The organism is Gordonia sp. NPDC003422, from assembly GCF_053588675.1.
On the sequence record NZ_JBSFQL010000002.1, the window covers coordinates 84,252 to 99,344 of the forward strand.

The 15,093-nt window shown below is 67.6% G+C and carries 14 protein-coding genes; 6 read left to right on the forward strand and 8 right to left on the reverse strand.

Annotation, left to right across the window (positions count from 1 at the left end; genetic code table 11):
* Positions 1-289: 289 nt before the first annotated feature.
* The gene (locus ACWDTF_RS02110) at positions 290-778 is read right to left on the reverse strand and encodes a general stress protein (protein WP_240858954.1); all 489 of its coding nucleotides are present in this window, start codon (positions 776-778) and stop codon (positions 290-292) included.
* A gap of 102 nt (positions 779-880) precedes the next feature.
* Here ACWDTF_RS02110 and ACWDTF_RS02115 point away from each other — a divergent pair, with 102 nt between their 5' ends.
* From ACWDTF_RS02115 to ACWDTF_RS02130, 4 genes are all read left to right on the forward strand, one after another.
* Positions 881-2,206, forward strand: a complete 1,326-nt coding sequence (locus ACWDTF_RS02115; RefSeq protein WP_355277140.1) for a magnesium transporter MgtE N-terminal domain-containing protein — start codon at positions 881-883, stop codon at positions 2,204-2,206.
* Entirely contained in the window at positions 2,203-2,730 is a 528-nt protein-coding gene (locus tag ACWDTF_RS02120; protein ID WP_240858952.1) for a DUF1003 domain-containing protein, read from the forward strand. The genes ACWDTF_RS02115 and ACWDTF_RS02120 overlap by 4 nt, the downstream gene beginning before the upstream one ends.
* 263 nt (positions 2,731-2,993) lie before the next feature.
* Entirely contained in the window at positions 2,994-4,100 is a 1,107-nt protein-coding gene (locus ACWDTF_RS02125) for a lytic transglycosylase domain-containing protein (RefSeq protein WP_240858951.1), read from the forward strand.
* 35 nt (positions 4,101-4,135) lie between these two features.
* Entirely contained in the window at positions 4,136-5,281 is a 1,146-nt protein-coding gene (locus tag ACWDTF_RS02130; protein ID WP_240858950.1) for an Mrp/NBP35 family ATP-binding protein, read from the forward strand.
* Between the two features lie 108 nt (positions 5,282-5,389).
* Here ACWDTF_RS02130 and tatB read toward each other — a convergent pair whose 3' ends face one another.
* From tatB to sigE, 4 genes are all read right to left on the reverse strand, one after another.
* Complete coding sequence (gene tatB / locus ACWDTF_RS02135; protein ID WP_355279761.1) at positions 5,390-5,866, reverse strand: Sec-independent protein translocase protein TatB; 477 nt, start codon at positions 5,864-5,866, stop codon at positions 5,390-5,392.
* A 9-nt stretch (positions 5,867-5,875) separates the two neighbouring features.
* Complete coding sequence (locus ACWDTF_RS02140; protein WP_355279770.1) at positions 5,876-7,360, reverse strand: S1C family serine protease; 1,485 nt, start codon at positions 7,358-7,360, stop codon at positions 5,876-5,878.
* A gap of 80 nt (positions 7,361-7,440) precedes the next feature.
* Complete coding sequence (locus tag ACWDTF_RS02145; protein WP_240858939.1) at positions 7,441-7,980, reverse strand: anti-sigma factor; 540 nt, start codon at positions 7,978-7,980, stop codon at positions 7,441-7,443.
* Positions 7,981-8,125: 145 nt separating this feature from the next.
* Positions 8,126-8,731 carry an RNA polymerase sigma factor SigE gene (sigE, locus tag ACWDTF_RS02150; RefSeq protein WP_355279764.1) on the reverse strand — a complete coding sequence of 202 codons (606 nt, stop codon included), beginning with the start codon at positions 8,729-8,731 and terminating at the stop codon, positions 8,126-8,128.
* A gap of 296 nt (positions 8,732-9,027) precedes the next feature.
* On the opposite strand from sigE, the gene ACWDTF_RS02155 reads away from it, so the two are divergent.
* Positions 9,028-9,666, forward strand: coding sequence for an O-methyltransferase (locus tag ACWDTF_RS02155; protein ID WP_240858930.1), 639 nt, complete (start codon positions 9,028-9,030; stop codon positions 9,664-9,666).
* Positions 9,667-9,707: 41 nt separating this feature from the next.
* On the opposite strand, the gene ACWDTF_RS02160 is transcribed toward ACWDTF_RS02155, so the two are convergent.
* Genes ACWDTF_RS02160 through rfbD form a run of 3 tightly spaced genes read right to left on the reverse strand, consistent with a single transcriptional unit; the run spans position 9,708 to position 12,760 of the window.
* On the reverse strand, positions 9,708-10,835 hold the full coding sequence (locus ACWDTF_RS02160) for a mannose-1-phosphate guanylyltransferase (protein WP_433258858.1): 1,128 nt from the start codon (positions 10,833-10,835) through the stop codon (positions 9,708-9,710).
* Positions 10,836-10,881: 46 nt separating this feature from the next.
* The gene (locus tag ACWDTF_RS02165; RefSeq protein WP_355279768.1) at positions 10,882-11,793 is read right to left on the reverse strand and encodes a glycosyltransferase family 2 protein; all 912 of its coding nucleotides are present in this window, start codon (positions 11,791-11,793) and stop codon (positions 10,882-10,884) included.
* A gap of 4 nt (positions 11,794-11,797) precedes the next feature.
* A complete protein-coding gene (rfbD, locus tag ACWDTF_RS02170; protein ID WP_240858986.1) occupies positions 11,798-12,760 on the reverse strand; it encodes a dTDP-4-dehydrorhamnose reductase in 963 nt (320 codons plus the stop codon).
* Between the two features lie 796 nt (positions 12,761-13,556).
* Between rfbD and ACWDTF_RS02175 the strand changes: the two genes are divergently transcribed.
* The gene (locus tag ACWDTF_RS02175; RefSeq protein WP_374247114.1) at positions 13,557-15,086 is read left to right on the forward strand and encodes an LCP family protein; all 1,530 of its coding nucleotides are present in this window, start codon (positions 13,557-13,559) and stop codon (positions 15,084-15,086) included.
* The last annotated feature ends 7 nt before the right edge of the window (positions 15,087-15,093 follow it).

A 15,093-nucleotide genomic window follows, 5' to 3' on the forward strand; every position in this document is an offset into this window, starting at 1 on the left:
CTCAGTCGCGCCCACCTGTCTTGGTGGGCCTGCCTGTTCAGTTGGGGATCCCCGACGACTCGTACCACCAGCGCTGACCGAACTCCGCACGGAGCCTCCTCGATGTCGTACGCGGTGCAGCACGACGTGACCGCACCGTGAGCGTCTGGAGGGCTACGCTATACGGCAAGATTCGTGACATGCAACACATTCGGCATGGACGTGCCACATCGTCGCCGATTGTGATCGGGTCGTGTCCTGCTCGGCAGCGTCCGCGCAGCATCGGACTCGGATAACCCCTCGAGGGTCCTCAGACCGCCAGTCGGGCGAGCATGTCGCGGGCCTTCTCCGCGCTCTTCGGGTCGCACAGCACGTCGTATCGTCCGGCGACGAGCTGCATGGTCGACGCGAAATCGCGCTGACCCCGGGTCGCCGCGTACGGGATGGTGGCCGAGATCAGGCCGAAAATGATGCCACCGACGATGCCCACCAGGATCGGGACAAACGGTGAGCCGGTGAACACCAACGACACCAGCAGACCGAAGAAGAAGCCCAACCACGCTCCGGACACCACGCCGCCACCGATCACCTTGCCCCAGGTGAGCCGACCGATCACGCGCTCGACCTGCATGAGGTCGACGCCGACGATCGTCACGTCCTGCACGGTGAAGTGCTCGTCGGACAGGTAGTCGACGGCGCGCTGAGCCTCGGCATAGGTGGCGTAGGAACCGATCGGCCAGCCCTTGGGCGGAGTCGGCAGGCCCGGTGTCTGTTGGCCGGGTCGCATCGGATTGGTCATGTCGGGCTCCTCTGGATCGCACCTGTACGTGTGGCGCGCGACATCCCCAACACGACGGTCGGCGACACCGCACGCGGCGCCGTTACCACTACCCTTACTCCCATGGCGTCGGTGAGCAAGGTGTTCGTGGCCAGATTAGTCGGATTGGCCGTCCTTGGTCCTGATGGTGAATCCATCGGTCGCGTCCGCGACGTGGTGGTGAGCGTCCGACTCGTCGGCCAACAACCTCGCGCGCTCGGCCTCGCGGTCGAATTGACCACTCGCCGAAGAATTTTCGTTCCGATGCTGCGCGTCACCTCGATCGACCCCCAAGCGGTGACCCTGAACACCGGCAATGTCAGTCTCAGACGCCTGCATCTGCGCCCCGGCGAGGCCCTCGCGATCGGTCAGATCCTGGACAGTCACGTCAAGGTGAACGATCCCGACCTACCCGAACTCGCCGACGCCGAGGTGAACGTCATCGATCTCGGCATCGAGCAGACTCGGACCCGCGACTGGGTCGTGTCGCGCGTCGCCATCCGGGGTGGTCGTCGTGGCTTGCGGCGCCGCGGTGAAACACACGTCGTGGAGTGGTCGCATGTCAGCGGGCTGACCCAGAGCGCACTGAACCTGCCCGGCCAGGGAGTGGCTCAGGTCCTGCTCCAGTTCGAGGGCATGCGCGCCGCCGACGTTGCCAACGCCCTGCGTGAGCTACCGGCGAAACGGCGCGACGAGATCGTCGCGGCCCTCGACGACGAACGCGTCGCCGACGTGCTGCAGGAACTGCCGCCCGACGACCAAACCGACGTCCTCGCCCACCTCGATCGCGCGAGGGCCGTCGACATTCTCGAGGCCATGGATCCCGACGACGCCGCCGATCTCCTCGGCGAGCTGCCCAACACCGAGGCCGAGGCCCTGCTCGAGGAGATGGACCCGCAGGAATCCGAACCGGTGCGTCGACTGCTGCTGCATTCCCCCGACACCGCCGGCGGCATCATGACGTCGGAGCCCATCGTCGTGACCGCGTCGACCACCATCGCCGAGGCATTGGCCCGCGTCCGTAATCCGGACCTCACCCCGGCCGCTGCGAGCATCGTGTTCGTGGTCCGACCGCCCACCGCCACACCGACGGGCAAGTACCTCGGCTGCGTGCACCTGCAGGCGCTGCTGCGTGAGCCCCCGGCCAACATCGTCGGCGGCATCCTCGACACCGACCTGGCCAACCTGCGGCCCGAGGACTCCCTCGAGACCGTGACTCGGTACTTCGCGACGTACAACCTGGTCTGCGGGCCGGTCGTCGACGAACAGCGCCATCTGCTCGGCGCCGTCAGCGTCGACGACCTGCTCGACGAGATCCTCCCCCGCGACTGGCGCGAGAACGAGCCCGACGACGATGAGACCCCGACCGTCGGGCTGGGCACCCACGTACCCGGAGTGGGCCGCTCATGAGCGAGCAGTCCGGGCGCAAACTGGATCAGCCGAGCACGCGTCGAGGGATCTCGTTCAACCTCGACTCCGACATCGTCGGCAGCTATGCCGAGCGCATCGCCCGCTTCCTCGGCACCGGCCGGTATCTGGCGATCCAGACCGTCATCGTCATCGTGTGGGTGGCGCTGAATCTGATCGCGGTTTCCATCCGGTGGGACCCGTACCCGTTCATCCTGCTCAACCTGGCCTTCTCCACCCAGGCCGCGTACGCCGCCCCGCTGATTCTGCTGGCCCAGAACCGGCAGGAGAATCGCGACCGGATCGCGCTCGACGAGGACCGCAGCCGCGCCGCCCAAACCAAGGCCGACACCGAGTTCCTGGCACGCGAACTCGCCGCGGTCCGACTTGCCGTCGGTGACACCGTCTCCCGCGACTACCTGCGCAAGGAACTCGACGACCTGCTCGACGAGCTGACCGAACGCATCACCGCGGCCGGCGACGACGATTCGGCGAAGGCGGATCGCACCAGAAGGCGGTCTGAGTAACTTCCGAGGTCCAAGGACCGATCATCTGCAGGTGAGCACACAAAGCGACGGTTCCTGCATTGGGTCGTGCGACCCATATGTATGGTGGGTCACAGATTCGGGTCGCCCGTCCGTGTTCGGCATCGCGACCCGCAACGTTTTTCCAATGCGCTGTCGGGGGCGAATTGAGTGATGTGTGCGAGCAACGGAGCTGACGTGAGCGAGTCTGCACAAGCGTGCGGGATCGGCATCGTGGATGGGGCCGATATGGCGGGTGGCAAGCGATGAGGCCAGGTGACCTCTTCAGACGTGCCCAGGGCCCGCGTCGCCCGCTGCGGGTACCCCGGCGGGCCATCGGCGTCGCCACCGGCAGCGTGCTGGTGGGTGCGATGGTGCTCGGCACCGCCACCTCGAGTGCGCATGGCGGCGTGACCGCTGTCGCTGCCGAAGAACAGACACCCGTGGTGGTCGCCGCGGTAGTCGCGTCCGAGCCGGTCACCGTGCTCGGTTTCGCTCCGCCACCACCCAAGGCAGCGGCTGCGCTGACACCGCAGTTGCGGATCGCCACCGACCTGCCCAGCGGTCCGCTCGGTATCCCGGGCGTCGTCCTGCAGGCCTACAAACTCGCCGCAAATCGACTCGGAGCCGAGTCCCCGCAGTGCAAGCTGCCATGGTTCCTGCTGGCCGGCATCGGACGCATCGAGTCCAACCACGCGAGCAACGGGTCGGTCGACCAGTACGGCACCACCATCAACCCGATCGCCGGTCCCGTGCTCGACGGTTCACTGGCCGGCAACGCCGTCATCCACGACACCGACGGCGGCCGGATCGACGGCGATTCTGCGCACGACCGCGCCATGGGGCCGATGCAGTTCATCCCGAGCACCTGGGCGAGTTGGGGCTCCGACGCCAACGGCGACGGAAAGGCCGACCCCAACAACGTCTTCGACGCGACCTACTCGGCCGGACGCTATCTGTGCGCGGGCGTCTCCGACATCATGAACGACAGCAACAAAGTCGCCGCGGTGCTGCGCTACAACCACTCGATGGAGTACGTGGCCAATGTGTTGTCCTGGGCGGGGGCGTATGCGACGGGCGTTATGCCGACCAATCCGATCCCGGAACCGAAGCACGCGGCGTCGTCCTCCAAGAAGTCGTCGTCGAAGCCATCCAAGCCGTCCTCCTCCAAGAGCGGTTCGAAGTCGAATTCGTCCTCGTCGTCGAGCACCACCACGACCACCAAGCCCTGTGTGGTGATCTGCCTGCCCGACATCACCTTGCCGCCACTGCCCGGCCAGCCGCGCACGAGCCCCAAGCGGACGGCGCCCAATCCGGGCGCACGGCCGGCGAACCCGTCCGCTGGGCGTTCCACGCCGGTACCGGTGCGCTGAATCCCACGTCGGATGCCGCCGGTAAACTGGCGCTGATGACAACCGGAGTCGCACCAACGGAATCCTCGGTTCGCGCCGCCCTCAGCAAGGTCCGCGACCCGGAGATCGGCAAACCCATCACCGACCTGGGAATGGTCAAGTCGGTCTCGATCAACGACGACGCGAGTGTCGACGTGGCGGTCTACCTCACGACCTCCGGGTGTCCGATGCGCAACGAGATCGCCGAGCGGGTCGAGCACGCGGTCGCCGACGTCCCCGGTGTCGGCACGGTGCGCGTTGGCCTCGACGTGATGAACGACGAGCAGCGCACCGAACTGCGCAAGAAGCTGCGTGGCGACAAGTCCGAACCCGTGATCCCCTTCGCCCAGCCCGGGTCGCTGACGCGGGTCTATGCGGTCGCGTCGGGCAAGGGCGGTGTTGGTAAGTCGAGTGTGACCGTCAACCTGGCCACCGCACTCGCGGCACGAGGCCTCTCGGTCGGTGTGCTCGACGCGGACATCTACGGCCACTCGGTCCCGCGGATGCTCGGCAGCGACGCCAAGCCGACGCAGGTCGAGAAGATGATCATGCCGCCGATCAGCCACGACGTTCGGTTCATCTCCATCGGACAGTTCACCGACGGGAACACTCCGGTGACGTGGCGTGGGCCGATGCTGCACCGTGCGCTGCAGCAATTCCTCGCCGACGTCTACTGGGGCGATCTCGACGTTCTGCTGCTCGACCTGCCGCCCGGCACCGGCGACGTCGCCATCTCCATCGCACAGCTGATCCCGGGGGCGGAGATCCTGGTGGTGACGACCCCGCAGCAGGCGGCGGCCGAGGTTGCCGAACGGGCCGGCGCCATCGCGCTGCAGACCCGCCAGAAGATCCTGGGCGTCGTCGAGAACATGTCGTGGCTCGAACTGCCGGATGGCACCCGGATGGAGCCGTTCGGATCCGGTGGCGGCGAGCAGGTGGCGCAGCGGCTCACACGAGCAGTGGGCGCGCCGGTGGAACTGCTCGGACAGATCCCACTGGAGCAGGCGCTGCGCGAGGGCGGCGACGCCGGCGTCCCCGTCGTCCTGTCCGCGCCCGACTCACCGTCGGGGTCGGCGTTGCGCGCCGTCGCGGACAAACTCGCCGTGCGGCGCCGTGGCCTGGCGGGCATGAGCCTGGGCATCGACACCACCCGCCACGGCTGATCTCAGGGAGTCGCGACCGACACCCTGTGTCCTGTTGGAGAATCTGTTTGCTGCAGCACACAGATCACCCGATTCGACACAGGGTGTGTCCGCCAAGCCGCAGACAGATCAGGTGGCATCCCAGTCGGTGACCGACGGCCGTTCCGTGCTGCGCGGCCGGGGTGCTGCCTCGGAGGGACCCGACTTCGTGATGTCGATCTTCGACGTATCCACCCCCAAGGCGTCGGTAGGCAGGGGTTTGGAGACCGGCTTGATCGCCGGGGTATCGCCGTCCCGCTCGAAAGTCGTTGCCTCCGAAGCCATTCGGAAGACGGAGTCGTCTCCGTCGAGTAGATGTTTGGTGACGATCGAGCGGGGCGTCATGCCACGCAGCTCGTTGAGTTCCGCGAGCGGTTTGCGAAGATCCTCGAAATCGGGGCCGAGTTCCTCTTTGAGTTGGCTGGTGGCGCCCGACGCATAATCGCGAACCTGACGCAGCGACTTCATCGTCCACGACACCGCGCCGGGCAGACGTTCGGGACCGAGAATGATCAACCCGGCCACGATGAGGATCGCGATCTCTCCCCAACCCACGCTGCTGAACATGTCTACGCCTCAGTCACTGGCAGGCGTGACGGTGCCGTCGAAGACGCGCCCGTCGCGCCAATACTTGAATGGTGTTGCCTTGCCGATTGTCGCTGTTCGTACGGCGACGTTCAACTCGTCGGCACTCTCGACCGGACGGCCGTTGAAGGAGACGAAGACATCGTTCTCCCGAACACCCGCCCGATCGGCCGGACCGCCCGCGACGACGTTACGGACGAGCGCACCGAGCACCCGCTCGTTGCGCACCGAGCTGACGTTGACGCCGATCTGCGGATGAGTGACCTTGCCGTCCCGGATGAGGGCTTGCGCGATCGGTTGGGCCTGGCTGATCGGAATCGCGAAACCGAGTCCGATCGAACCGCCCCCACCGCTGCGGATGGCCGTGTTGATGCCGACGACCTGAGCACGGTCGTTGACGAGCGGACCGCCGGAGTTACCCGGATTGATCGCGGCGTCGGTCTGGATGGCGTCGATCACCGCGTCGGTGTCGGACTCGGCGTCCGGTGGCAGTGAGACGGCGCGGTTGAGCGCACTGACGATTCCGCTGGTCACCGTCCGGTTGAGGCCGAGCGGCGAACCGAAGGCAACCACTTCCTCACCGATCTGCAGATCGTTGGAGTTGCCGAGGTTCGCGACGACGAGATTGGCGACGTCATCGACCTTGATGACGGCGAGATCGGTCTTGATGTCGCGGCCGACGATGCGGGCGGGCACCCGGGAGCGGTCGGAGAACACCACCTCGAGCTTGGCGCTGCGATCGTTCGCGGCCTGCGAGATCACGTGATTGTTGGTGAGGATGTAGCCGTCGCCGCTGATGACGAAGCCCGAACCGGTACCGGAAGCGCTGGCGGTGCGCACGTCGATCTCGACCACCGAGCGCGCGACCTTCTGCGCCACCTGCGCAACCGAAGACCGCGGTGCGCCGTTCCCGACGGAATCGTCAGTGGCCAGTTCGACGGTATCGCTGTGCAAGGGTGCCGCCGTCTCCGCGGTCATCCGGCCGACAAGGCCCCCGAGGACACCGATGACCAGCGCGATCAGCGCAAGGATCACCAGCGCGACCCAGCTGACCCGCTTGCCCGACAGCACGTCGCGGACGCTCAGCTTGGGCCCGGCGACCGTGGGTTCTGCCGACTTCTCGGTGGCCACCGCAGGGGCGTCGAGGTGCGCCGCACTCTCTGGGTCCCGCCAGGGATCAGTGGGGGTCGGCGGTTCGTCTTTCTCGCCGTACGTGGCGAGCGGGTCGCGCTGAAGGGTCTCCGCGGATCCGTCCGGCCGACCGAAGGCTTCGGCGAGGACCGGGTCGGGTGCCGCGACCTGGGGCTGGGGCCGATTCGTCGTGGGGCCGGCAGCAAAGGAGCCACGCACTCCTGAGGGTCGTCCGAAGACCTGCGCGGCGGCCGGGGACACCGGGGCGTGGCGCGGGCGTGCGGGTGGCGGGGTCACCGACGACGTCGGTTCCGAGTTCTGTGGCCGCTCGAACGGGGAATTCACCGACGCCGGTGTGGCCGCAGCGTCGTCACGGGACTCATCAGATGTGCCGGGGGTGCCTGTCTCTCGGTTGTCATCCACGCTCAGCGACCCCACCGACGTGTCATCCGGCCCCGGGTCAACGGGGTTCCCGGTGTGATGGGTGCGGCAGGTGGCAGGCTGCGGCCCATACGGTCGGGGCCCATCCGGTCGGTCGGAGTGTCACGCGGGGTCATGTCGATCTCGCGGGTGGGGATCTGGGTGAGCTGGCTGAGCAACGAGTCCGGAATGGCGACCCGACCGGACTCACGAAGGCGGGCGCGGGCCGACGTCTGTGCGTCGACCGCAGCGACGCACTCGGGACACAACGCGAGATGGTGGGTGGCGCGCATGTGCGCGGTCATGCCCAGCTCACCGTCGACAAATGCTGCGACGGCTTCCGGGGCGAGGTGTTCGGTGGGGGCGAATTGTCTGCCGCCGGGGCTGCCCGGGCGACGATAGCCACGATTGGGTCCGATGGACGACGGTGCCGGATTCCAGTTACCGGGATTCCACGCCATGCGGCGGCGTCGAAAGCTCGGTGCCGACGCCGCGTCGGCGCCCTCGTCACCGCGGGCCGACCCACCACGATGGCCATCCATCATCGACAATTCACCCCTCTCCCGCGACGCGTGGTCGCATGCGACGTCCAAGCCTATCCGAAAGTGACAACGTCGCCTGGCGCGGCAAGGTTCCCGAGTCGCACGCATTCACCTCGACGTCACGACGCGGAACACGCGCCGGGCCAGCTCAGCGGCCGACTGCGACCGAACGGCTGTCCGTGTGGCCCTGTGCGGCGAGCGCGTCGCGAATGGTCTGCCGACCACGATGAATACGGCTTCGGACGGTGCCCAGCTTCACGCCCAGGGTGGTCGCGATCTCCTCGTAGGACAGACCCTCGATGTCACAGAGCACTACGGCGGCACGGAACTCCGGAGCCAACGAATCCAGGGCACGTTGGAGATCGGGATCAAGATTGCTCGCGTCGAAGATCTGCTGGGGATCGGGCGTGTCGGCGGGCACCCGGTCGTATTCCTCGGGCAGAGCCTCCATGCGGATCTTGCTGCGCCGCCGGACCATGTCGAGGAACAGGTTGGTGGTGATGCGGTGCAACCACCCTTCGAAGGTTCCCGGGCGATAGTTGGACAGCGACCGGAAGACGCGGATGAACGTCTCCTGGGTGAGATCCTCGGCGTCGTGCTGATTGCCCGACAACCGGTAGGCCAGGCGGTAGACCCGGTCGGCGTGCTCACGCACCAACTCGTCCCACGACGGCATGAGGAGTTCGTCGCCGGTGGCGTCGAATCCGGCGGTCCCGGTGAGGACCATGTCGGTGGACTCCAGGGGTTCGGTCATCGTCGGAGGTTTGTTCCCTTCTGGTGCTGTCGCATCGCCCGTCTGTCAGCGGTCTCCCGCTCGGTGCGGCGACTGTTCACTCCTGCGAACATCGGACATCGGGCGGGTATTCCGTCGGCCGCGATCTCAGCCTCTCCCACCGTCGTGTGGTCGCCGTATGAGACCCCTGAGGTTTCGCTGAGGATGTGGGACGGTCGCACAGGTCGAAACGAAATGGCCTGCTCGCGGGGTGCGCGAGGCCACTTTGTGGCGTGCCGTGACCACGATCCGGGGCGCATGCGGATTAACCTCGATGCGTGACCGACTCATCGCCTGCCGACCTCAACTCCTACGCGGAGTCGGCCATCGTCGAAGACGACGCATTGCTGGCCGCTCGCTCACGTGCCGACGAGTTGGGCACCGCCCCGGTCAGCCCCGCTGTCGGTGCGCTGCTGGCCGTGCTCGCGCGCGCCACCGATGCGCGGGCCGTGGTGGAGATCGGCACCGGAACCGGCGTGAGTGGACTCTGGCTGCTGAACGGTATGGCCGCCGACGGCGTGCTGACGACCATCGACCCCGAACCCGAACACCATCGCGCGGCGCGGCAGTCCTTCGCGGGCGGCGACATCCCGGCCGGCCGGACCCGCCTGATCAACGGCACGCCGCTCGAGGTACTCCCCCGCCTCACCGATGCCTCCTACGACCTGGTGTTCGTCGACGGCCCGCTGATCGACCATCCCCGGTTCGTCACCGAGGCGATCCGGATGCTGCGTCCGGGCGGAGTGGTCGTCGTGCACAACGCGACCGCGCAGGGGGCGGTCGGCGACCCCACGCGCAACGACCCACTGACCGCCGCAGCCCGCGAGGCCGCGATGCTCATCGCCGACGACGAACGACTCCTACCGGTGGTGATCCCGCTCGGCGCCGGCGTGCTCGCCGCCGCGAAAGCACGCTGAGCCCCTACTCACTCGCGCAACTGCGGCCAAGGCCGGGCCGATCAGACGTCGGTGGAGAACCGCACGCCGTTGTCCGGGATCTGGATGCCCGGCCAGACTCGTGCACCACGCAAGAGCTCGCAGCGCGCACCGATGTCGGCACCGTCTCCGATGACCGTGTCACGGATCAGGGCCCGCGGACCCACGCGAGCTCCGAAGCCGACGATGCTGCGTTCCACCACTGCACCCGCTTCGACGACTGCTCCGTCGAAGATGACTGCGCCGTCGAGTCGAGCGCGCGGCCCGATCTCGGCGCCACGGCCGACGACGGTACCGCCGATGAGCAGGGCACCCGGCCCCACGCCGGCACCCTCGTGGACCAGCGATTCGCCGTGGCGGTCGCCGAGTGCGGGTGACGGAGCGATGCCGCGCACCAGGTCGGCCGAGCCGCGCACGAAGTCTTCCGGGGTGCCCATGTCGCGCCAGTAAGCGTGATCGACGTGCCCGTGGATGTGCTTGCCCTCCAGCAGCAGACGCGGAAAGACCTCGCGTTCCACCGACACCGGCACTCCGGCCGGGATCGACTCGATGATCTCGCGTCGGAACACATACGTACCGGCGTTGATCTGGTCGGTCGGCGGGTCCTGGGTCTTCTCCAGGAACTCCGTCACACGCCCGTTCTCGTCTGTCGGAACGCACCCGAAGGCGCGAGGATCGCTGACCCGGACGAGATGCAAGGTGACGTCGGCGCCCGACTCACGATGTCCGCCGATGACGTCGCGAACGTCGGTGCCGCCGAGGACGTCACCGTTGAACACGACGATCGTGTCCGCGGTCAGCTCGTCGAGAACGTTCCGGATTCCGCCGCCGGTACCCAGCGGCTCGTCCTCGGTGACGTAGCGAAGGTGCAGTCCGAGCTTGGAACCGTCGCCGTAGTACTCGCTGAACACCGACGCCTTGAAGGACGTGCTCAACACCACATCCCGGATCCCCGCGGCCTGTATTCGGGACAGCAGGTGAGTCAGAAACGGCAACCCGGCCGTCGGCAGCATCGGTTTGGGCGCGGAGATGGTGAGCGGTCGCAGGCGCGTGCCCTTGCCCCCGACCAGCACCACTGCCTGCACGGCGTCGGCCTTGCCTGGGTCGATCTCACCTTCGGACACCGAGCCCCCCACGGTGTTCACATCCACTTGTCGGTTCCTTCCATCGGTCTGTTCCCCAACACTTCACCACCACTCACGATTTCTCGCTCGTTTCGGCAGATGAGGCCCGACGCGCCGAACGCACGGCGAGGCGCGACCGCACCGCCAGGCCGACCCGCAGCGCCAGCCGCAACGGCGCCCGCAACATCCCCGGGTTGCGGTCGGCCTGGAATTGATACGCGCTGAGATGGTGGGCGGGCAGCATCTTCTCCGGATTGCGTCCGGCCGTGTGACCCTTGGTGTGGATCACCTCGGCCGACGGGACGTAGACGTTGTCCCAGCCCGCGCGGCCGAGACGATCACCGAAGTCGACGTCCTCCATGTACATGAAGTAACGGGAGTCGAAGCCGTCGATCGCGTCGAACGCCTCGCGGCGCACCAGCAGACACGAGCCAGACAGCCAGCCGGCCCTCCGCTCGGTCGGTGACTCGTTCTCGGCCCGGTAGGCGGCCGTCCACGGATTGGATTTCCACACCGTGCCGAGGACGGCGTGACCGGTCCCGGACACCAGATCGGGGACCCTGCGTGCCGACGGGTACACCGATCCGTCCGGCTCATGGATCAACGGCCCGAGCGAGCCGGCGCGCGGCCACCGATCGGCCGCGGCCAGCAGCTCGTCGATGGATCCGGGCAGCCACTCGACGTCGGGGTTGGCGATCACGATGAATTCGATCTGCGGGTCGATCTGGGCCACCGCGAGGTTGATCGCCCCGCCGTAACCGATGTTGCCGCCGGTGCGCAGAAGGGTGACGCGCTCATGGTCGCGTTCGGCGGCCTCCGGCGCGCCGTCACCGGACTCGTTGTCGGCGATGATCACCCGGGGCCGTCGCTCGGTCGCCACCTGCAGGCTGCGCAGGAACGTCTCCAGATATTCACCGGACCAGTAGGTCACCGTCACCACTGCGACGTGATCGTCGGTGGGCAGACCTTCTCGGGGCACAGACACCGGCTCAGGGTAACGAACTACTTTCGGGCGCCGGCGCGGCGATCGCCTCGTCGAGGGCGGCACGCCACCCCCGCAGTGGTGTCAGACCGGCCGATGTCCACGACGCTTGCGAGAGCACCGAGTAGGCGGGCCGCGGTGCGGGCCGCGGAAACTCGGCGGTGGTGCAGGGCAGCACGCGGTCGGGTGACGCTCCGACATCGGCGAACACTGCTCGTGCGACGTCGAACCAGGTGGCCTCGCCTGCGTTGGTGGCGTGCAGGACCGCGCCGGCGACCCGCTCTGAGGGACCTGCGGCGGCGAGTTCCCACAGACCGGCGGCGAGGTCGAGGGCGTACGTGGGCGAGCCGAGCTGGTCGTCGACGACCGACACCGACTCGCGGGTGCGTTCGAGGCGACGCATGGTCCCCACGAAGTCCTTGCTCGCCTCGGTGCCGGTGTACACCCAGGCGGTGCGGACAACCGTGGTGCGCGGGTCGGCGGCCAATGCCGCCCGTTCGCCGGCGAGTTTGCTTGCCCCATAGACGGTCGCCGGGGTCACCGACGTGGAGTCGTCCGGCTCAAAGGGGTGTCGAGTGCCGCCTGTCGCCGTTGCCCCCGCCGCGGCGTCGCTGAACACGTAGTCGGTCGAGATGTGGATCAACCAGGCACCGGCCGGTGCCGTGGCGCGGGCCAGGTTGGCAGGTCCCTCGGCATTGACGAGAAAGGCACCGGCACGATCCGATTCGGCGCCGTCGACATCGGTATACGCGGCGCAGTTGAGCACCACGTCCCCACCGGCGAGGCCCCTCAGCGCGGCATCCACGGAGGAGCCATCCGCGATGTCGACGTCGGCCGAGGTCAGCCACTTCACCCGGGCCTGCAGACGAGCCGCTGCCAGACGCGCCCGAAGCGCCGACCCGAGCTGGCCTGCGGCCCCGAGTACGTAGACCGTCGTCGGCTCTGCATCTCGCATCCCCATGGGCACCATCGTGCCGTACGACGACACGACCTTGCGCGTCGCGTCGGGCTTCCATCGGCGTTGCGTGCCCGGATTCTCGAGTCACTTCAGTAGCCTGGCGTCAGAGAAACAACACCAGAAACGTCAACCACTCCAACAACGGCCGTCTCACGATGTGCCGTTGGCACGTGGTCCAGTCGAAAGGTATCGCCCACTCGTGGATCTCCCACCTGACGGCGCCAGAGGACGTCCGCGACCACGCCCCGACACCGCCCCGGATCCGCGCCGACGTCGTCGGCCGACCGACCCCGGCCGGTCGGGAGCACCCCGCACAGCGGGCGGCGAGCGAGCCCGCGACAAAGAATTTCGCGGCCAACAGCTCGGCGGCCAAGAGCTCGGCGACGAACACCAGCGGCGCGACTCGGCCACCGAGCCCCGAAAGCCTCGCCCGCGTAGACCCGCAGCCGACGCCGGACGTTCGGAGCCTCGTGAACCGCGCTCATCAGAACGGACCCGAGACCCACACGCGCGTGATCGCGGACCCGACCGGAGGAATCGCACACCGGCGGGCGGCGAACGTCCGCGACGTCCCGCGCGCCCCGGCGAGAAGGACGGCACGAATCGCCGGTCGTCCGGAGAAATCCACACACGTAAGACCGGCAGCAGGCCTCGGCCCGACGGTCGACCCCGAACCGACGATCGACCCCGCAGCGACGACCGACGCAGAATTGAGGCGGCATCGACCAAGCCGCGCCGACCGCGCCCGCCCGGCGGCAAACCGGAGCGTCCCGCTCGCAAGAAGGCGGCGGACGCTGTAGTCGACTCTGTGGCAGCCGAGTCTGGGGCAGCCGACTCTGTTGTCGCGGACTCTGCGGTCACCGACTCCGCCACGGCGCCACCGCCCGCCCGCACGGGCCCGAGAGGCCGCGGTTGGCTCGGACGTTCGGCGTGGGGACGCGGCTTCATCGCGCTGGTCTCGGCGGCGGTCTTGCTGTGCACCGGATACGCCTGGAACAGCATGAACAACCTGCAGGGCAAGATCAATCAGATCAGTGGTCTCGGGCTCGGTGACGCCGAGGACGGCGCCACCGACATCCTGCTGGTGGGCACCGATTCACGGACCGACGCCAAGGGCAACCCGCTGTCCGAGGAGGAGCAGCGGATGCTGCGCGCGGGCAACGAGGTGGCCACCAACACCGACACCATCCTGCTGATCCGGATCCCGAACGACGGGTCGTCGGCGACCGCGATCTCGATTCCGCGCGACTCCTACGTGAAGGCGCCGGGCATCGGGATGACGAAGATCAACGCCGCCTATGGAGCGACGCGCGAACGTACGCGCGTCGACGCCGTCAATTCCGGCAAGACCGAGAAACAGGCCGAGGCCGCAGGTGTCCTCGCCGGACGTAAGGCCCTGATCGACACCGTGGCCGGCCTGACCGGTGTGCGCGTCGACCATTACGCCGAAGTCGGCCTGTTGGGATTCGCCTTGCTCACCAAGGCGGTCGGCGGCGTCGAGGTCTGCCTCAAGGAGGCCAGCGCCGACCCGGTGACCGGCGCGAAATTCCGAGCGGGACGTCAAACCCTCAGCGGCCCAAGGGCACTCAGCTTTGTCCGACAACGTCACGGGCTCCCCCGGGGCGATCTCGACCGCATCACCCGTCAGCAGGCATATATGGCGTCGCTGACCCAGAAGATCCTGTCCGCCAAGACGCTCACCGATCCCGCCAAGCTCACCGATCTCGAGGAGGCCGTCTCCCGGTCGGTGGTCATCGACGACGATTGGGACATCCTGTCGTTCGCCGAACAACTGCGCGATCTCAGCGGCGGAAAGGTGAAGTTCGCGACCATCCCGGTGGTCGACGAACAGGGTTGGAGCGACGACGGCGAGCAGAGCGTCGTCCGCGTCGATCCGGACGCGGTCAAGAAGTTCACCGACGGGCTACTGAACGGCGGCAAGAGACAAGGCGAACGCAGCGACTACACGGTCGACGTGGTCAACGCCGGAACCGTTGACGGTCTGGCGTCGAATGTGGCGAACATCCTGACCAACAAGGGCTTCCAGGCCGGCCGCACGTCGACCGAGCCCGCCGACGTCCGCGACTCTGTGGTCTACGCACACGAGGACAACGAGGGCGCACGGATGCTTGCGCGCGACCTCGGTGGCGCACGAGTTCTTCTCGACCCCAACATCGACGCACATCGGCTGCGCGCGGTGCTGACAAACACCTACGCCGGCCCAGGATCGTTCTCCGACACCGGATCTCAGGAGGACAACCGTCCCGCCAGTGAGCGCGTCGGGAACAACCGTCCGCCCATCACCGCCGGCACCGACGGTCCGACCTGCGTGAATTGATGGCAGC

What these genes read in the sequence shown, in the direction of transcription:
- ACWDTF_RS02110 (WP_240858954.1), bottom strand. Translation starts at nt 778, where the DNA reads ATGACCAATCCGATGCGACCCGGCCAACAGACACCGGGCCTGCCGACT.
- ACWDTF_RS02115 (WP_355277140.1), top strand. Translation starts at nt 881, where the DNA reads ATGGCGTCGGTGAGCAAGGTGTTCGTGGCCAGATTAGTCGGATTGGCC.
- ACWDTF_RS02120 (WP_240858952.1), top strand. Translation starts at nt 2,203, where the DNA reads ATGAGCGAGCAGTCCGGGCGCAAACTGGATCAGCCGAGCACGCGTCGA.
- ACWDTF_RS02125 (WP_240858951.1), top strand. Translation starts at nt 2,994, where the DNA reads ATGAGGCCAGGTGACCTCTTCAGACGTGCCCAGGGCCCGCGTCGCCCG.
- ACWDTF_RS02130 (WP_240858950.1), top strand. Translation starts at nt 4,136, where the DNA reads ATGACAACCGGAGTCGCACCAACGGAATCCTCGGTTCGCGCCGCCCTC.
- tatB (WP_355279761.1), bottom strand. Translation starts at nt 5,866, where the DNA reads ATGTTCAGCAGCGTGGGTTGGGGAGAGATCGCGATCCTCATCGTGGCC.
- ACWDTF_RS02145 (WP_240858939.1), bottom strand. Translation starts at nt 7,980, where the DNA reads ATGATGGATGGCCATCGTGGTGGGTCGGCCCGCGGTGACGAGGGCGCC.
- sigE (WP_355279764.1), bottom strand. Translation starts at nt 8,731, where the DNA reads ATGACCGAACCCCTGGAGTCCACCGACATGGTCCTCACCGGGACCGCC.
- rfbD (WP_240858986.1), bottom strand. Translation starts at nt 12,760, where the DNA reads ATGGTGCCCATGGGGATGCGAGATGCAGAGCCGACGACGGTCTACGTA.